Origin of the sequence: Streptomyces sp. NPDC059080 (genome assembly GCF_042739975.1) — a bacterium.
Taxonomy (GTDB): domain Bacteria; phylum Actinomycetota; class Actinomycetes; order Streptomycetales; family Streptomycetaceae; genus Streptomyces; species Streptomyces benahoarensis.
In genome coordinates, this window is the sequence record NZ_JBHYGX010000004.1 from 55,716 (window position 1) to 72,242 (window position 16,527).

The following is a 16,527-nucleotide window of genomic DNA, read 5'->3' on the forward strand; positions in this document are numbered from 1 at the left end:
AGTGGTAACTGACAGGGTGAAGCTAGGCGCGCAGCGACCGGCACATCAGGGGGACGGACGGCGCTGCGCAGATCTTGCCTAGGGGAGGGTAACGACCGTAGCCGCGTAAACGAGACCCGCCCCGAAGCCGATGACCAGCGCGGTGTCGCCGCTCTTGGCCTGACCGGTCGCCAACAGCCGCTCCATGGCGAGCGGGATGGAGGCGGCGGAGGTGTTGCCGGTGGTTTCCACGTCACGGGCGACCGTGACGCTCTCCGGCAGTTTCAGTGTCTTCACCATCGAGTCGATGATCCGCATATTCGCCTGGTGCGGAATGAAGACATCCAGGTCGTCCGGGCTGACCCCGGCCGCGTCCAGCGCCTGCTGGGCGACCTTCGCCATCTCGAACACCGCCCACCGGAAGACCGCCTGGCCCTCCTGAGTGATGGCGGGGTAGCGGATCGCCTCGGGGGCCGTCCGCTCCTCGGGGCCGTCGCCACCGGGCACCGGCGTCGTGCGGTACGCGTCCCAGGCGATGGTCTGCTTGATCGTTTCCGCTTTGTCGCCCTCGGAGCCCCAGACGGTCGGGCCGATCGAGGGCTCCTTTGCGGGGCCGACGATGACCGCGCCCGCACCGTCACCGAACAGGAAGGCCGTCGCACGGTCCTCCAGATCGGTGAGGTCCGACAGCCGCTCCACGCCGATGACCAGCACATACTCGGCGGAACCGTCGGTGACCATGCCCTTGGCCAGGGTCAGGCCGTAACCGAAGCCCGCGCAGCCGGCCGAGATGTCGAACGCGGCCGGACGGCCCGCGCCGATGCGGTGCGCGATCTCGGTCGCAACGGCCGGGGTCTGCTTGAAGTGCGAGACGGTGGAGACGACGACCGCGCCGATCTGCTCGGGCGAGATGCCCGCGTCGGCGATGGCCTTGCCCGCCGCCTCGACCGACATGACGGCGACGGTCTCCTCCGGGCCCGCCCAGTGACGGGTGGCGATGCCCGACCGCGAGCGGATCCACTCGTCCGAGGAGTCGATGTGCTTGAGGATTTCCTCGTTGGGCACCACACGGGTCGGGCGGTAGCCGCCGACACCCATGATCCGTGCGTAGGGTGCGCCCTTCGCGGGCTTGATCTTCGCGGTCATGCGCGGGCTCCTTCTTCGGCCGACGGGTCGGCGACCGGAGAGCTGTGCTCGGCGATCAGGGTGCGGGCCGCGTCGAGGTCGTCGGGTGTCTTCAGGGCGAGCGTCTTCACCCCGGGCAGGGCGCGCTTGGCCAGGCCGACCAGCGTGCCGCCCGGCGCCGCCTCGATGAGCGCGGTGACGCCCAGCTCCTTGAACGTCTCCATGCACAGGTCCCAGCGCACCGGGTTCGCCACCTGGCCCACCAGACGCCGCACCAGCTCATCGCCGGTGGTCACGATCCGCCCGTCCCTGTTGGAGACGTAGCGGGTGTGCGGGTCGGTGGCGGTCAGCTCGCCGACCGCGGACTCCAGCGCCGCCACGGCGGGGGCCATGTGGTGAGTGTGGAACGCACCGGCCACCTTCAGCGGGACGACCCGCCGGGTGCCCTCCGGCTTGTCCGCGACGAGCGCCGCGATCTGCTCGGCGGTGCCCGCCGCGACGATCTGCCCGGCGCCGTTGACGTTCGCCGGGGTCAGCCCCAGCTTCTCCAGATGCGGGACGACGACGGACTCCTCGCCGCCGAGCAGCGCCGCCATACCGGTCTCGGTAACGGCGGCGGCCTCGGCCATCGCCTGGCCGCGGTGCCGGACCAGCGTCATCGCCGACGCGTCGGTGAGCGTGCCGGCCAGCGCGGCGGCCGCCAGCTCGCCGACGCTGTGCCCGGCCGCGGCGCCGACGTGCGCGGTGAACTCCTCGGGCGTGGCGAACAGCTGTCGGGAGGAGATCAGCGCGGACGCCACCAGCAGCGGCTGCGCCACTGCGGTGTCGCGGATCGCGTCCGCGTCGGCCTGCGTGCCGTAGTGGATCAGATCCAGATCGATGGCCGCTGACCACTCACGGAGCCGGTCTTCGACACCGGGGAGGTCGAGCCAGGGGGTCAGGAAGCCGGGCGTCTGAGCGCCTTGGCCAGGAGCGACGAGTACGAGCACCCTCACACTCTCTCTTGTGGGAGGTCCCGCCCGCCCGTGGGGACAGGGACGAAGAACCATCGGGGGAATTGTTGGTGTCCGACAAAAGTCTAGAGCTGCGATTCTCCGTCAGCCAGACGCCCCAGGATCAGTGCGATACGCAGGGTGAAGGCTGAGCGGACATCAGAAGGGGACCATCCCGTGACGTCCGTCACGCGTCGGAGCCGATAGCGCACGGTGTTCGGGTGCACGAACAGCATCCGCGCCGCGCCCTCCAGGCTGCTGGCCTGTTCCAGATAGACGCTCAGTGTTTCCAGGAGCGCGGAGCCCGCCTCCTCCAGCGGCCTGTAGATCTCCTCCACCAGCTGGTCGCGCGCCACCGGGTCCGACGCCATCGCGCGCTCCGGCAGCAGATCGTCGGCGAGCACCGGCCGCGGTGCGTCGGGCCAGGCGGCGCAGGCCCGCAGACCCGCGGCGGCGGCCTGCGCCGACCGCGTCGCGGCCAGCAGGTCGGCGACGATCGGACCGGCCACCACGGGGCCCGCCGCGTACGGCCCGATCAGCGCCTTCGCCGCCTTGAGCGGGTTGTCGGAGCCACCGGCGATCACCACCAGGCGGCTGCCCAGGACGCCGGTGAGCACCTGGAGCTTGGCGTGCCGGGCGGCTCGGCGGATCGCCTCCACGGTCAGTTCGCTGTCGCCGTCGGGGGCGGTGCCCAGGACGACGCAGACGTGCTCGGGGGAGTTCCAGCCCAGGGCCGCGGCCCGGGAGATCGCGCCCTCGTCGGCCTCTCCGGAGAGCACCGCGTTGACGACCAGCGATTCAAGGCGGGCGTCCCAGGCGCCGCGGGCCTCGGCGGCCTGGGCGTAGACCTGCGCCGTGGCGAAGGCGATCTCGCGGGCGTAGACGAGCAGCGCCTCCCGCAGGACCGATTCGTCACCGGGAGCCGCGACCTCGTCGATTGCCGACTCCATGACCTCGATGGTCGTCCGGACCATCTCCACGGTCTGGCGCAGCGTGATCGCCCGGGTCAGCTCCCGCGGCGCGGTGCCGAAGACGTCGGTGCTGATCGCCTGCGGGGTCTCGGGATGCCGGAACCACTCGGTGAACGCCGCGATACCGGCCTGCGCCACGAGGCCGATCCAGGAGCGGTTCTCCGGTGGCATTGCGCGGTACCACGGCAGCTGCGCGTCCATGCGGGCGATGGCTGCCGCGGCGAGTTTGCCGGACGACTGCTCCAGCCTGCGGAGGGTCGCCTGGTGCGGATGAGGGGCGCGCGATGCGGGTTCAGACACGGGACAAGACTGCCTTATCGGGGCGGGCAGGTGGCGCGGCGGGGCTACGGTGACTGCATGATTCAGGTGCACGCGGGCGAGGAACGCTATCGGGGCGGCGATCCGGAAGCCGGGATCGAGACGCTGCACGCGTTCTCCTTCGGCCCTCATTACGACCCCGCCAATCTGCGGTTCGGCGCGCTGATCGCCTGCAACGAGGAGCGGCTCGCACCGGGCGCCGGTTTCGACGAGCACCCGCACCGCGACACGGAAATCGTCACCTGGGTCGTCGAGGGTGAACTGACCCACCGCGACTCCACGGGCCATGAGGCGACGGTAGGGCCCGGCGACCTGGCCCGGCTGACCGCCGCCGACGGCGTCCGGCACATCGAACGCAACGACGGCCCCGAACCGCTGCGCTTCGTCCAGATGTGGCTCGCACCGACGGAATTCGGCGGCACCCCCTCGTACGACGTGGTGCGCGGCCTCGCCGACAACGCCCCGTATGCCGTCCCGCGCGCCGGCGCGACGCTGCACGTCCGCCGCCTCGCCCCCGGCGAGAGCACCGGGGTACCGGCCGCACCGCGGGTGTATGTGCAGGTGGTACGCGGTGAATTGCGGCTTGGCGAGGACGTGTTGGTACCTGGTGATGCCGTGCGGCTCACGGAGGAACGTGGTGCGCTGTTGCGGGCGGAGGGGCCTGCCGAGTGCCTGGTTTGGGAGATGGGGGCCGAGCCGCGGTACGTGTGAGGACGGTGCGCGGGTGAGGGCTGCGGCGGGCGCCGGGCCGGGTGCCGGGCCGGGCGCAGGGCCGGGCGGTGGGCGGCCGGGATCCGTGTGGGCCCGGCCGCCGGGGGTCAGGCGGAGTGGAGCTCGGCCAGGACCGCGTCGGCCAGCGGCGGCCAGGCGTCGATGGCCCAGGGGCCGAAGGCGCGGTCGGTGAGCGCGACGCAGGCGGCGCCGGTGCCGCCCGCTGCCTCTGGGTCCACCCACAGGAACGTCCCGGACTGACCGAAGTGCCCGAACGTCCGCGCCGACGACGAGGCGCCCGTCCAGTGGGGCGACTTCCCGTCGCGGATCTCGAACCCGAGACCCCAGTCGTTCGGCTTCTGGTGACCGTAGCCGGGCAGTACGCCGGTGAGCCCGGGGAAGACCACGGAGGTCGCGGCAGTGACGGTCTCGGGCGCGAGCAGCCGCGGTGCCTGCAGTTCGGTGGCGAACCGGATCAGGTCGGCAACGGTCGAGACACCGTCCTTGGCGGGGGAACCGGCCAGCTCCGTCGCGGCCATCCCGAGCGGCTCCAGCACCGCCTCCCGCAGATACTGCGGGAAGGGGATCTCGGTGGCCTCGGCGATGTGGTCGCCCAACGCCTCGAAACCGGCGTTGGAGTAGATCCGGCGGGTGCCCGGGGCGGCCATCACGCGCTGCTCGTCGAAGGCGAGGCCGGAGGTGTGGGCGAGGAGGTGGCGCACGGTGGAGCCCTCGGGCCCGGCCGGTTCGTCCAGCTCGACCGCGCCCTCCTCGATCGCCACCAGTGCGGCGTACGCGGCCAGTGGCTTGGTCACCGAGGCCAGCGGGAAACGGTGCTCCTGAGGCCCGTAGGCTCCGGCCACGCCGCCGTCGGCTCGTACGACGGCAGCCGCAGCGGTCGGCACCGGCCAGTTCTCGATCATCCGCAGGCTCTGCATGGGACGAGCCTAAAGGCCGCCTATCCGGGGGCCGCAGGCCGGTCGGTGCAGGGCTCCTGCCCGGTACGGGGTGCTCGCTCGGACCGGATCGGGCAGGTCGCGCCGGGAGCCGGGCCGGAGGCGGGGCGGCGGCCGGGGCAGCATCGGGAGACGGGCCAGCGGCGCTCCGGGCCGCGTGGGGTACTTGCCAAATCCCGGTCAAGACCGCGCTTGCTTGGAGTGCACTCCAACTCTCTAGCGTTGAGTGACGTCGACGGGGGCGACAGCCGAACAGGGGAGACGTGGCATGACGGTGACCCGGAGCGAGATGGTGATCGAGGAAACGGTGGTGACGTGTGGCGGAGCGGTATCCACACAATGGACACCGGACGGTCCGCAGTGGGCGGCGCGGAGCTGCGCGCAGGAGGTGCTCCACCCGCGCCCGACCGGCCGGGACTGCTACTCGATCAGCGAGGTGGCGGCTCACACCGGGCTCAGCGCCCACACCCTGCGCTGGTACGAGCGGATCGGTCTGATGCCGCACGTCGACCGCAGCCACACCGGACAACGGCGCTTCACCAACCGTGACCTGGACTGGCTGGCGTTCGTCGGCAAGCTGCGGTTGACCGGTATGTCGGTCGCCGACATGGTGCGCTTCGCCGAACTGGTCAGGAGTGGCGACGCGACGTTCGCCGAGCGGGAACGGCTGCTGACCGCGCACCGCGAGAACGTACGGCACCGCATCGGGGAACTGCAGAGCACCCTCGCCGTGCTCGACTACAAGATCGACATCTACGCCGACGCCCGACGCCGGGCGTCCGAGAGGGGCTGAGCCGACATGGGCAGCGAGAAGATCGACACCGTGGAGCTGGGCACCGGCGGCCCGCGCGTCGGAGTCCAGGGCCTGGGCTGCATGGGCATGAGCTTCGCCTACGGCCCGACCGACACCGACGAGGCACGCGCCACCCTGGAACGCGCCCTGGAACTGGGCGTGACCCTCTACGACACCGCCGACCTCTACGGGAACGGCGAGAACGAGAAGTTCCTCGGTCCCTTCCTCCGCGACCACCGCGACGAGGTCGTGCTGGCCACCAAGTTCGCGCTGGCCATCGATCCCGCCGACCCGAACAAACGCGTCATCCGCAACGACCCGCCCTACATCCGGCAGGCCGTCGAGGGCAGTCTGCGGCGACTCGGCGTGGACACGATCGACCTCTACTACATGCATCGCCGAGACCCGTCCTTCCCGATCGAGGAAACCGTCGGCGCGATGGCCGAGTTGGTCGCCGAAGGCAAGGTCAAGCACCTGGGGCTCAGCGAGGTGACCGCCTCCGAACTGCGCTCCGCCCAAGGCGTGCACCCGATCGCCGCCGTCCAGTCCGAGTGGTCGCTCTTCAGCCGTGACGTGGAGAACGGCGTGGTCGCGGCCGCGGCCGAGCTGGGAGTGGGCTTCGTCCCGTACTCGCCGCTCGGCCGGGGATTCCTGACCGGCTCCTTCGTCCATGCGGAGAAGGAGCTGAGCAGCGACGACTTCCGCCGCCAGCAGCCGCGCTTCACCGGGGACAACGCCGCCGCCAACGCCGCGCTGCTGGAACCCGTCCGCGCTCTCGCCGCCGCGCACGACGCGACGCCCGGACAGATCGCGCTGGCCTGGGTCCAGCAGCGGGCCGAGACCCACGGCCTGAGCGTGGTGCCGATCCCCGGAACCCGCAGGCGCACCCGTATCGAGGAGAACACTGCCGCCACCCGCATCCGGCTGACCGGGGACGAGCTGGCACTGCTGGAACCCATCGCGGAGAAGGTCGCAGGGGGCCGGTACGCGGACATGACGTTCACCTCTGCCGGACGGGAGTGACGGACGGGAGCCTTGGGGGGCGGGTGCCCGGACCCTTCGGGAGGGCGGGCAGGGGGCCGGACCGGGCCCGGTTCAGCTGACGGCCGCGTAGCGCCCGAGCGTGATGGCGGCGAAATTGCGGAGTGAGTCGGTGCCCGGGGCGAGATAGCCCGTGTGGCCCTCGGCCCGTATCGCGGAGACCTGCCGTGCCCCGAACGCCGGGTCGGTGGGGTCCTCGCCATGGCCCAGCCCCAGCACATCGACATGGGGAACGTTGCCTATCCAGTCCGTGGCATCCCGCGCGGCCCATACCTGGGCGTAGCCGTCCACCGCGGCGGCCGACGGCCGACGCATGCCGGGGGAGCCGAAGATGATCAGATCCCTCGCGGTGTGGCCCAGAACCGGCCCGGCGAGACCGCAGACGACCGAGCCGTAGCTGTGGCACAGCAACGCCGGTGCGGGGGAGCCGACCGCTGCCAGCCCGGACAGGAAGCGCACCAGCCGGGGGGCACCGGCCTCGGCGAGCCTCCCGGTCGCGGCGTCCGGCCCCAGACCGACCGGGGTGGTGTACCCCGTCCAGGCGATCACGGCCGTCCGGACACCGGGGGCGTCGGTGGCCATCCGGGCGCGCAGCGACGTCGCCATCCCCGTCGGGGTGCCGTACGGATCGAGGTCGCGGTCGAAGGTGGTCAGATCGATGTCGGAGCCGGGGACGACGACGGCGGTGCGCTCCGCCCTTGCCAAGTCGCCGTGCACCTCCGCAATCTGACCGCGACCACGCGGGTCGAAGGCGAGGATGTGGCGTCCGGGCGCGAGCAGTTCGGTGTGGCGGTCGGCCGCCTGGCGCGCCGCACGATGGTCCTCAAGGGTGCCGCCGGAGTCGGTCGACAGCGCCCGCTGACGGTCTCGCTCGGCTTTCAGCGCAAGGGAATTGGCCTGGTAGCGCAGTGCTATGGGGGCACCGTCGAGATTGCCGACGGTCAGGGGGTGCCGCACCGCGAGGGCGTACCGCTGGGCCGCGGTCAGCCCGTCGAAGAAGTGGGCCACCTCGGCCGGGGGCGCCGTCGCCGGATCCGGCAGCCGGATGCCCAAGGAATGGTCCGCGCGCCAGGCGGCGGCGTCCGGCGCGGGCCCGGTCACGGCGGTCTCCGCGGAGCCGGCGGCCCAGCCGCCCGTGCCCCCGGCGACGAGCGCGACGAGCGCGGCGGTGATCAGCGCGCGTCGGCCGCGCCGGGTGGCGGCTCGTAGCAGTGCCATGGTGTCTCCCTCGTGCAGTGGTGCGATGGAAGGAAACGTAGAAAGGCGTCGGGTGAGACGGCGTCACCCCTCGGGGCCAACTCCTGAGTGATACCGCAGTAGGGGGTAGTGACGCCGGGTCCCACCTGAGTACCACCCGGCCTCACCATGGCGGGGGAGTGGCGGCTGACCTGCGGTCATATCGCGGTGCGAACCGGCCGGGGCAGCGCCCCGACCGCTCGCAGAGGTCACCGGAAACCGGACCGAGGGCTGCGTCGGCACGCCGGGAACGCCCTGCCGCATGCCGACGCAACGGAACCCGTATCGCGCGAGCCCGTAGCCGCCCCGCCGAGGACGCGAACTCTGCGGCGCCTCAGCGTTCGCCGGGCGTGACCAGCCCCGACTCGTACGCGAAGATGACCGCCTGGGCGCGGTCACGCAGCCCCAACTTGGCCAGTACGCGCCCGATGTGGGTCTTCACGGTCTGCTCGGCGAGGATCAGTGCGTCCGCGATCTCCTGGTTGGAGAGGCCGCGGGCGATCAGCTTCAGCACCTCCGTCTCCCGCGGGGTGAGGCCGTTGAGCCGCAGTGCGGTGCTCTCCTTGCGGGGCGCCGGTCCCTGGCGTGCGAAATCCGCGATCAGCCGACGCGTCACGGACGGCGCCAACAGGGCCTCACCCGCGGCGACGATCCGCACCGCCGCGATCAGATCGGCGGGCGGTGCATCCTTGAGGAGAAACCCCGAGGCACCGGCGCGCAGCGCCTCGTAGACGTAGTCGTCGACGTCGAAGGTGGTCAGCATCAGCACCTTCGGGCGATGCGTGACGCCCTGCGGCGGGGACAGCAACTGCCGTGCCGCCTCCAGGCCGTCCATCTCCGGCATCCGTACGTCCATCAGCACCACGTCAGGGTGCGTCCGGCGGCTCAGCTCGACGCCCTGGACGCCGTCCGGAGCGTCGCCGACCACGTCGATATCGCTCTGCGCGGCGAGCAGCGCGGCGAAACCCGCCCGCACCATGGCCTGGTCATCGACGATGATCACCCGTGTGGTCATGAGGAGTCGGCGTCCTTATCGATCGGATACGGCAACGGCAAAGGGAGTTGGGCGGCGACCATGAAGCCGCCGCCCGGTAGCGGCACGGTCTTCAGCGAACCCTCCACCAGCCGCACCCGCTCTCGCATCCCCACCAGGCCGTGCCCGGTGCCGGAGGTCTCCCAGGCGGTGGACGGCGTCGGGGGCGGGCCGTTGAGGATCACCACCGTGAGCCGGATGCCGTCCGGGGACCGCGCCACCGATACCTGGGTGGGGGCCCTGGGGGCGTGCCGCACCACGTTGGCCAGGGCTTCCTGCACGATGCGGTAGGCCGAGAGAGCCACCGCAGGCTCCGGCGCCACCGGCTCCTCGGGCAGCGCCAACTCGACCGGCACGCCGGCCCGTATGGTGGCCTCGACCAGCCGTGGCAGCTCGTCCAGACCCGGCTGCGGGGCCTTCTCCGGACCCGCGTCCCGCTCCGCCTCCGCGCTGCGCAACACTCCGAGCAGCCGCCGCATCTCCGTCAGCGACTCCCGCGCCGTCGTCGCGATGGCGGCGAACTCCTCCCGTGCCTGCGGGGGTATGCCCTCGATGCGGTACGGCGCGCTGTCGGCCTGGACGGTGATCACCGACATGTGGTGGGCGACCACGTCGTGCAGTTCGCGCGCGATCCGGGCCCGCTCCTCCAGCAGGGTGCGGCGGGCCCGCTCCGCCTCGCTGATCGTCTCCTGCTCCCGCAACTTCCGTTTGGCGTCGCCGCGTTCCCGTACGGCGAGGCCGACCAGCAGCAACACGCCCGCCAGCACGAACAGCAGCATCCAGGTGTTGTCGCTGCCGCGGGGCGTCAGCGGCTCCAGGAAGACGCCCACCACGCCCGTCGTCGCCCAGACCAAGGCCAGGGTGCGGCGGCTCTCCCGCTGTGACAGCGGCACCATCAGCGCCAGATAGCCGATGACCGCCGCCGGTGGCCACGGCCAGGGCTGTGTTTGTGGGGATGCGGAGAGCAGCAGTGCGCACAGCACGTCGGAGCCGAAGATCACCCACCACGCCGACAGCGGCCGGACCACCGCCATCAGCAACGGCAGCGTCTGCGCCGCCCCCAGGAGCCCGGCGGGAGCGCCGCTCATGCCGTAACTCTCCCTGAGGTTGTGCGCGGCGACCGGCATCAGCACGGTGGTGAGGAGGATGGCGAGGACGTACGGGAGGCGGCGGGCCCAGGTGCTGCGGGCCGATCCGAGCAGCGGCGCGCCGGGCCGGTCCCCCAGCCCGCTGAGCGCGGCCAGGCCCCGGCGGGCCGTGTGCAGGGCGCGCTCCCGGGCCGGTGCGCGCGCCGCGCCGGTGCCGGTCGAGGAAGAGGAAAGGTCTCGGGTCATCGCGCAGTCAATGTAAGTGGACTGCGATGAACCGAACGTCATACCGCAGTGCGGAGCTGCACCCCCTACCACGGTATGACCCATGGCTGTTCGCGCCGCGGCTGCGCGCAGCGGCTACAACTCCGCGAGGAGTTCGGCCTTCTTCGCGCTGAACTCGCCGTCCGTCAGCAGTCCGGCGCCGTGCAACTCGCCGAGATGGCGGATCCGGTCGGCGATATCAGCCGGATTCCGCCCGGCGTCCCCGGCCCGGCGCACCGGCTCGCACGCCGTCGGCTCCGGCCCGGACTGTGCCGTCCGCACCGCCGCGAGCACCGCCGCGGCGAACGGCAGCGACTCGTGGACGGGCCCGTACCCGAGGCCGAAGACCACGGCCGCCGGGTCCTGATCGGCCTCCCCGGGCGCCTCGTCCAGGGCGGTGCGCTCCAGGAGCCGCAGATGGCCGGTGACCAGCTCCGGCGAACGCCACTCCACACCGCTCAACTTGCCGATGCCGAAGCTCTGGTCGCCGCACTTCCACTTCGCGGACGACGCACCCGTCCAGAACCAGCGGAACGTCACCGCGCTCCCGTCGAACGACGCCTTGCCGTCGTACGCCTTGAAGTGCAGCGGGCCCTCGGGCGGCGCGACCAGATGGCGGTCGGCGGGCTCCCCGGCGCCCGGGCCCAGCAGACGGCGCAGCTCGTCGGCGTACCGCGCCGCCGGGGCCCCGTGCTCGGCGGGCAGCACCAGGCGGTACGGGTCGGCGTCCTCCTTGAGCTGTCCGGCGGCCGCCTCCATCAGGGGGTCGGCGCCCGGTCGTGGCACGGCGTGCAGCACGATGGTGCCGCGTCTGCCCTCGGACAGCTCGACGGCGCTCAGCGCCTCGTACGGAATGCGCCGCTCGCCGAGCGCCTGGAACAGCTTCGGCCTGCGGATCCCCCGTTCGAAGCGGATGAGTACGGAGTCCGTTCCGAACTCCCAGACGGCGTGAAAACCGGCCAGCACATCACCCATGCGGCTCATCGTATGCGGCGGTTGCCCGCCCGTCCCCCTTATGGACACCTTGTACCGTCCGTGGCCGACGACCCCCGGCCGTCGCGGCGGATCAGGCGAGCCCGGCGTCGCAGCCGGCGTCGTCGGCCGCGCAGCGCACGTCCGAGAGCGCGCCCACACCGACCTTTGCGAAGTTGCGCAGGCTCTCCGTGCCGGGCGTGAAATACCCGGCGTGGCCGACGGCGCCCTCGGCCGACAGCAGACGGCTGCCGAACGCCGGGTCGACCGGGTCGGGACCGTGCCCCAGCCCGCCGACCTCCATGTACGGCACGTCCTGGATCCAGTCGTCGGAGTCCCGCATGGCCCAGAGCCGGGCCCGGGTGTCGAGCGCCGCCTTGTTGGCCGCGCGCATGCCGGGGCTGCCGGCCACCGTGATGTCCCGCACGTTCGACGGCAGATCGCGCGCGGCCAGGCCGCAGACCACCGAACCGTAGCTGTGGCAGAACAGCGCGACGGCGTCGGCCGAGGGCAGCGCGCGGGTCAGCGCCTGCAGGCGGATGGCGCCCCCCGCGGCGAGCTGCCCGGTGGCGGCCTCCACCCCGAGACCGGCCGGGGCGGTGTAGTCGGCCCAGGCGATCACGGCGGTCCTGGTGTGCGGCCGCACGGCACGCTCGGTGCCGTAGAGCGCTTCGGCCATGCCCACGGGGGCGCTGGTGGCGCGGGTGGTGCGTTCGAAGTTCGTCAGGTTGGTGTCCACCCCGGGGACGACCACGGAGACCCGGCGGGCCGTGTCGAGGTCGCCGAAGACCTCCGCGGCGCGGCCGCCGCCCGCCGGGTCGAACGCCAGGATCTGGCGGCCCTTGGACATCATCGACTCGAAGCGGTGCATCAGACGGCCCGCGTCCTGGCGGCCGACGGGCGTCAGGCGGCGGTCGGTGGAGCGCCGCTCCTCGATGGCGCGTGCCTGGTCGAGCGCGGTGCGGTTGGCGCGGTAGCGCAGCTCCGCCGGCGCGCCGTTCATGTTGCCGACGACCAGCGGATACCGGTCGGCGAGGTCGCGGCGACCGGCGCGGTCCAGGGTGGCGAAGAAGGCGCGGAGCCGGGCCGGTGCGGCGTCCGGGTCGGGCAGCCGGTCACCGTGGAACGTGCTGTGCCGCCAGTCGGCCCTCGCCGTGGCCAGTGGGTTGGCGTCCTCCTGGTGGCCTCTGACCGCCGTCCAGCCGGTGAGGGTGAGCATGACGAACACCACCACCAGGGCGAGTGCCGCACGCCAGGCGGTGGACTGCAGGAATCCGAAGGAACCGAAGGAGGGGCCGAGCCCAGAGAAAGAAGTCACCGCGGGCCACCCTAGGAGACGCGACAGCATGCCTGCTCCGCGGGTGAGTCATGTCACGTTTCACGGCGGGTAATTCGAACAAAGCGGACATTCGAAACCGCGTGACCGCGCTCAGGAGTGCGGCACCGGACTCATCCGGAATCGGCGCGTCGCACCCCGCCGATACCAGGTGACGGTGTGTCCCGGGGTGGGGCGGGGTACGTCCCCGGCGCGCGGGCGGACCGTACGCGCCGGGCGCGCGTCACCGCTCCTCGCGCCAGTTGTCGTCGAGGGCGGGCCCGATGTGATCGAGATACGAGTGGGTCAGCTCACGGATCGAGGCGACAGTGACCTCATCGCCCTCGCTCCACGCCTTCCCGGCGGCGCGCATCACGCCGTTGAACGCCCCGACCAGCACCCGGGGGCGCGGGTCCCGGTCCGCGTCGAGCCCCTCCCGCCGGGCGAGGAGCCGGGTGATCTCCTCCTCCAGATCGGAGGAGCGCCGCATGTGCGCGGCGATCAGCGCGGGCGTCGACTCGATCATCTGGTAAGCGCGCATGTGCAGCTCCACAGGGATGATCGGCTCGATCGAGGCGGCGATGTCGTCCCAGGCGGCCATCACCGAGCTGCGCAGCGCGGTCAGCGGCGCCTCGTCGGCGGGCCGGTGGCGCAACTCCTCCAGGAAGCGCGCCTCGACCATCTCCTGGGCGGCGAAGGTGACGTCTTCCTTGTTGCTGAAGTACCGGAAGAAGGTGCGCTGTGAGACGTCGACGGCGGCGGCGATCTCGTCGACGGTCGTCGCGTCGTAGCCCTGGGCCGTGAACAGTTCGAGCGCCGCGCGGATCAGGGAGTCCCGGGTGCGTTGTTTCTTGCGGGCGCGCAGTCCGCACAGAGCCGCTTCGTGCGGCGTCGACGGGGCCATGCTGCGCCGCCTTTCCATGGTGTTCTCGCTGCTCAGGATAGCTGTGAGCGAAATGACAGTTACCGGCTCACGAATTACTTTGTCAACTGTCAGTGGCTGACATTAGTGTCTGAGTATGAGTTCCCAGACCCCGGTTGCCCAGAGCGCGCCGGAACTTCCCGTACCGGAGCCCCGTAAGGGGTTGCGCGGCCATCCGTGGCTGACTCTCTTCTCCGTCGCGATCGGCGTCATGATGGTCGCCCTCGACGGCACGATCGTGGCCATCGCCAACCCGGCCATCAAGCAGGATCTGAACGCCTCGCTGGCCGACGTGCAGTGGATCACCAACGGCTACATGCTCGCGCTGGCCATCGCGCTGATCACGGCCGGAAAGCTCGGTGACCGCTTCGGCCACCGTCAGACGTTCCTGATAGGCATCGTCGGTTTCGCCGCCGCCTCCGGGGCCATCGGCTTCTCCAAGGAAGTCACCTTCGTCGTCGTCTTCCGCGTGCTCCAGGGACTGTTCGGCGCGCTGCTGATGCCCGCGGCGCTCGGTCTGCTGCGCGCGACCTTCCCCGCCGAGAAGCTCAACATGGCGATCGGCATCTGGGGCATGGTCATCGGCGCCTCCACCGCCGGTGGCCCGATCGTCGGCGGTCTCCTCGTCGAGCACGTCAGCTGGCAGTCGGTGTTCTTCATCAATGTCCCCGTGGGCGTGCTGGCCCTCGTCCTGGGCCTGGTGATCCTCAAGGACCACCGCGCGGCCAACGCCCCGCGTTCCTTCGACATCCCCGGCATCATGCTGCTGTCCGGCGCGATGTTCTGCCTCATCTGGCCGCTGATCAAGGCGTCCGAGTGGGGCTGGGGCTCGATGCAGACCTGGGGCTTCCTGATCGGCTCGGTGGTGCTCTTCGCGCTCTTCGCACTCCTGGAGACGAAGGTGCGCGAGCCGCTCATCCCGCTGCGGATGTTCCGCTCCGTGCCGCTCACCGCGGGCACGGTCCTGATGGTCCTGATGGCCTTCGCGTTCATGGGCGGCCTGTTCTTCGTGACGTTCTACCTCCAGAACGTTCACGGCATGAGCCCCGTCGACAGCGGTCTGCACCTCCTGCCGCTCACCGGCATGATGATCGTCGGCTCGCCGCTGGCCGGTGCCCTGATCACCAAGCTCGGCCCGCGTATCCCGCTGGTCGGCGGCATGGTCCTGACCGCCGTCGCGATGTACGGCATGTCCGGTCTGGACACGGAGACCGGTACGGCCCCGATGTCGATCTGGTTCGCCCTGCTCGGTCTGGGCCTCGCCCCGGTCATGGTCGGCGCCACCGAGGTCATCGTCGGCAACGCCCCGCTGGAGCTGTCCGGCGTGGCGGGCGGTCTCCAGCAGGCGGCGATGCAGGTCGGCGGCAGCCTCGGTACGGCTGTCCTGGGCGCGGTGATGGCGTCCCGCGTGGAGAACGACCTGCCGGGCAACTGGAAGGACGCGGGGCTGCCCGCGGTCGACCCGAAGCAGCTGTCGCAGGCGTCCGACGCGGTCTCGGCGGGCTTCGCGCCGGTGCCGCCGCACACCCCGCCGGCGATCGGCCAGAAGATCGTCGCCGTCGCCCATGACACCTTCGTCTCCGGCATGGGCCTCGCCTTCACCGTGGCCTGCGGTGTCGCGGTCGTCGCCGCCGTGGTCGCGCTGTTCACCAAGCGCGGCGAGAACGCGGAGGCGGGCGCGGGCGTCGGCCACATCTGAGCCGCTCGCACCCCCGACGGCGCGCGGCCGGACCGGTCAACTCCGGTCCGGCCGCGCGCCGTTGCGCTGCCCGGGCCCATGGTCGCCCCTCACCGGCCCCGCGCCACGCCTGTGCCGGGCGGCCCCGTGGCTACGGGGGCCGCCCCGCGCATTTCCCCCCGCCTTACGCGTCAACTCCCCGCCGTACGCGCCACTTCGGGCCGCAACCGTCGACGCCTTGCCGCGCCCGGCCCCGGCTTCCGCCCCGTTTCGCTCCTTCGGATGAGTCCCGCAGGGGAACTCACCACGGCGCCTCCCGCACGGTCTGCGTGCGGGCCCCTTGGCACAGGCGGGAGGAACGGTTTCTGCGGCCCCGCGCGGCCGCTGTCGGTGCGTCAACCCGACGCCGCGAAGTTTGGCCCCGAGCCCTACGCTCCGTCCACATCGCCCCACCGGGTGGTGCTGCCGCCAGGGCCTTGGCAGCCGCCCCGGCCGACGCCGAAGCTCGGCAGTGAACCGCCGCGGGCAACCGGCCGACGGCGGACCCATCACCGTATCCACGGGGGAGATTCCTTATGCGTACGCACCGCAGCACCGCGCTCGTCACCGGCCTCGCCGCGCTGGCCGCCACGCTCGCCGCACCCGCCGTCCTCACCGCACCCGCCGCCCACGCGGCGCCCGGCGGGAAGAGCGCCACCTCCGGCGACTGTTCCAACGGCCAGCTCTGCGTCTGGCCCGCGGCAGAGTTCGGCGGCAAGCGCCGGACCTTCGAACTGGCCGACACCGACATCGACAGCTGTATCCCGCTGCCCAAGGGCACCACGGCCGCCTCGCTCGCCAACCGCACCGGCCGCCCGGTCACCACGTACCAGAGCGCCGAATGCGCCGAGACCGGCGAGTTCGACACCTACCCGGGCGGCGGCAGCTGGGTGCCCAGCTCGCCGTACCGCTTCCGGGCCGTGAAGATCTGGGAGCACTGACCGGCCGATGACCCGCGCATCGGACACGGCCGTGCCCGGAAACGCGGCGCCCGCCCCCCCCCGCCCCCCGGCCGGGGGGGGGGGGCGGGGCGGGGGGGGGGGCGGGGGGGCCGCCCCCCCCCCCCCCCCCGCCGCCGCGCGGGGCGCCCGCCG

Annotated in this window: 15 protein-coding genes; 5 read left to right on the forward strand and 10 right to left on the reverse strand. The window is 71.9% G+C overall.

The window, feature by feature from the left end; translation table 11 throughout:
* Nucleotides 1-78: 78 nt before the first annotated feature.
* The 3 genes from ACFWWQ_RS04010 to ACFWWQ_RS04020 form a co-directional block, all read right to left on the reverse strand.
* Nucleotides 79-1,125 (reverse strand): ketoacyl-ACP synthase III, encoded by a 1,047-nt coding sequence (locus ACFWWQ_RS04010; protein ID WP_384589668.1) that lies wholly within the window; start codon nucleotides 1,123-1,125, stop codon nucleotides 79-81.
* A complete protein-coding gene (locus ACFWWQ_RS04015; RefSeq protein ID WP_384590280.1) occupies nucleotides 1,122-2,093 on the reverse strand; it encodes an ACP S-malonyltransferase in 972 nt (323 codons plus the stop codon). The genes ACFWWQ_RS04010 and ACFWWQ_RS04015 overlap by 4 nt, the downstream gene beginning before the upstream one ends.
* An 89-nt stretch (nucleotides 2,094-2,182) precedes the next feature.
* On the reverse strand, nucleotides 2,183-3,367 hold the full coding sequence (locus tag ACFWWQ_RS04020; protein ID WP_384589671.1) for a PucR family transcriptional regulator: 1,185 nt from the start codon (nucleotides 3,365-3,367) through the stop codon (nucleotides 2,183-2,185).
* A 57-nt stretch (nucleotides 3,368-3,424) separates the two neighbouring features.
* On the opposite strand from ACFWWQ_RS04020, the gene ACFWWQ_RS04025 reads away from it, so the two are divergent.
* Nucleotides 3,425-4,096 carry a pirin family protein gene (locus tag ACFWWQ_RS04025; RefSeq protein WP_384589674.1) on the forward strand — a complete coding sequence of 224 codons (672 nt, stop codon included), beginning with the start codon at nucleotides 3,425-3,427 and terminating at the stop codon, nucleotides 4,094-4,096.
* 107 nt (nucleotides 4,097-4,203) lie between these two features.
* On the opposite strand, the gene ACFWWQ_RS04030 is transcribed toward ACFWWQ_RS04025, so the two are convergent.
* Complete coding sequence (locus tag ACFWWQ_RS04030; RefSeq protein WP_384589677.1) at nucleotides 4,204-5,034, reverse strand: serine hydrolase domain-containing protein; 831 nt, start codon at nucleotides 5,032-5,034, stop codon at nucleotides 4,204-4,206.
* A 286-nt stretch (nucleotides 5,035-5,320) separates the two neighbouring features.
* Between ACFWWQ_RS04030 and ACFWWQ_RS04035 the strand changes: the two genes are divergently transcribed.
* Both ACFWWQ_RS04035 and ACFWWQ_RS04040 read left to right on the forward strand, forming a co-directional pair.
* Nucleotides 5,321-5,845, forward strand: a complete 525-nt coding sequence (locus tag ACFWWQ_RS04035; protein ID WP_384589680.1) for a MerR family transcriptional regulator — start codon at nucleotides 5,321-5,323, stop codon at nucleotides 5,843-5,845.
* A gap of 6 nt (nucleotides 5,846-5,851) precedes the next feature.
* The gene (locus ACFWWQ_RS04040; RefSeq protein WP_384589683.1) at nucleotides 5,852-6,868 is read left to right on the forward strand and encodes an aldo/keto reductase; all 1,017 of its coding nucleotides are present in this window, start codon (nucleotides 5,852-5,854) and stop codon (nucleotides 6,866-6,868) included.
* Between the two features lie 72 nt (nucleotides 6,869-6,940).
* On the opposite strand, the gene ACFWWQ_RS04045 is transcribed toward ACFWWQ_RS04040, so the two are convergent.
* The 6 genes from ACFWWQ_RS04045 to ACFWWQ_RS04070 form a co-directional block, all read right to left on the reverse strand.
* A complete protein-coding gene (locus tag ACFWWQ_RS04045) occupies nucleotides 6,941-8,104 on the reverse strand; it encodes an alpha/beta hydrolase (RefSeq protein WP_384589686.1) in 1,164 nt (387 codons plus the stop codon).
* Between the two features lie 352 nt (nucleotides 8,105-8,456).
* Nucleotides 8,457-9,137, reverse strand: coding sequence for a response regulator (locus tag ACFWWQ_RS04050; RefSeq protein ID WP_384589689.1), 681 nt, complete (start codon nucleotides 9,135-9,137; stop codon nucleotides 8,457-8,459).
* The gene (locus tag ACFWWQ_RS04055; protein WP_384589692.1) at nucleotides 9,134-10,489 is read right to left on the reverse strand and encodes a sensor histidine kinase; all 1,356 of its coding nucleotides are present in this window, start codon (nucleotides 10,487-10,489) and stop codon (nucleotides 9,134-9,136) included. The genes ACFWWQ_RS04050 and ACFWWQ_RS04055 overlap by 4 nt, the downstream gene beginning before the upstream one ends.
* 114 nt (nucleotides 10,490-10,603) lie before the next feature.
* Entirely contained in the window at nucleotides 10,604-11,482 is an 879-nt protein-coding gene (locus tag ACFWWQ_RS04060; RefSeq protein ID WP_384589695.1) for a DUF4429 domain-containing protein, read from the reverse strand.
* 91 nt (nucleotides 11,483-11,573) lie between these two features.
* Entirely contained in the window at nucleotides 11,574-12,797 is a 1,224-nt protein-coding gene (locus ACFWWQ_RS04065; RefSeq protein WP_384589698.1) for an alpha/beta hydrolase, read from the reverse strand.
* A gap of 241 nt (nucleotides 12,798-13,038) precedes the next feature.
* Nucleotides 13,039-13,698, reverse strand: coding sequence for a TetR family transcriptional regulator (locus ACFWWQ_RS04070; protein ID WP_384589701.1), 660 nt, complete (start codon nucleotides 13,696-13,698; stop codon nucleotides 13,039-13,041).
* 115 nt (nucleotides 13,699-13,813) lie between these two features.
* Here ACFWWQ_RS04070 and ACFWWQ_RS04075 point away from each other — a divergent pair, with 115 nt between their 5' ends.
* Both ACFWWQ_RS04075 and ACFWWQ_RS04080 read left to right on the forward strand, forming a co-directional pair.
* Nucleotides 13,814-15,415 (forward strand): MFS transporter, encoded by a 1,602-nt coding sequence (locus tag ACFWWQ_RS04075; protein ID WP_384589704.1) that lies wholly within the window; start codon nucleotides 13,814-13,816, stop codon nucleotides 15,413-15,415.
* 554 nt (nucleotides 15,416-15,969) lie between these two features.
* Nucleotides 15,970-16,374: a peptidase inhibitor family I36 protein gene (locus tag ACFWWQ_RS04080; RefSeq protein ID WP_384589707.1), complete on the forward strand. Its 405-nt coding sequence runs from the start codon at nucleotides 15,970-15,972 to the stop codon at nucleotides 16,372-16,374.
* Nucleotides 16,375-16,527 lie beyond the last annotated feature (153 nt).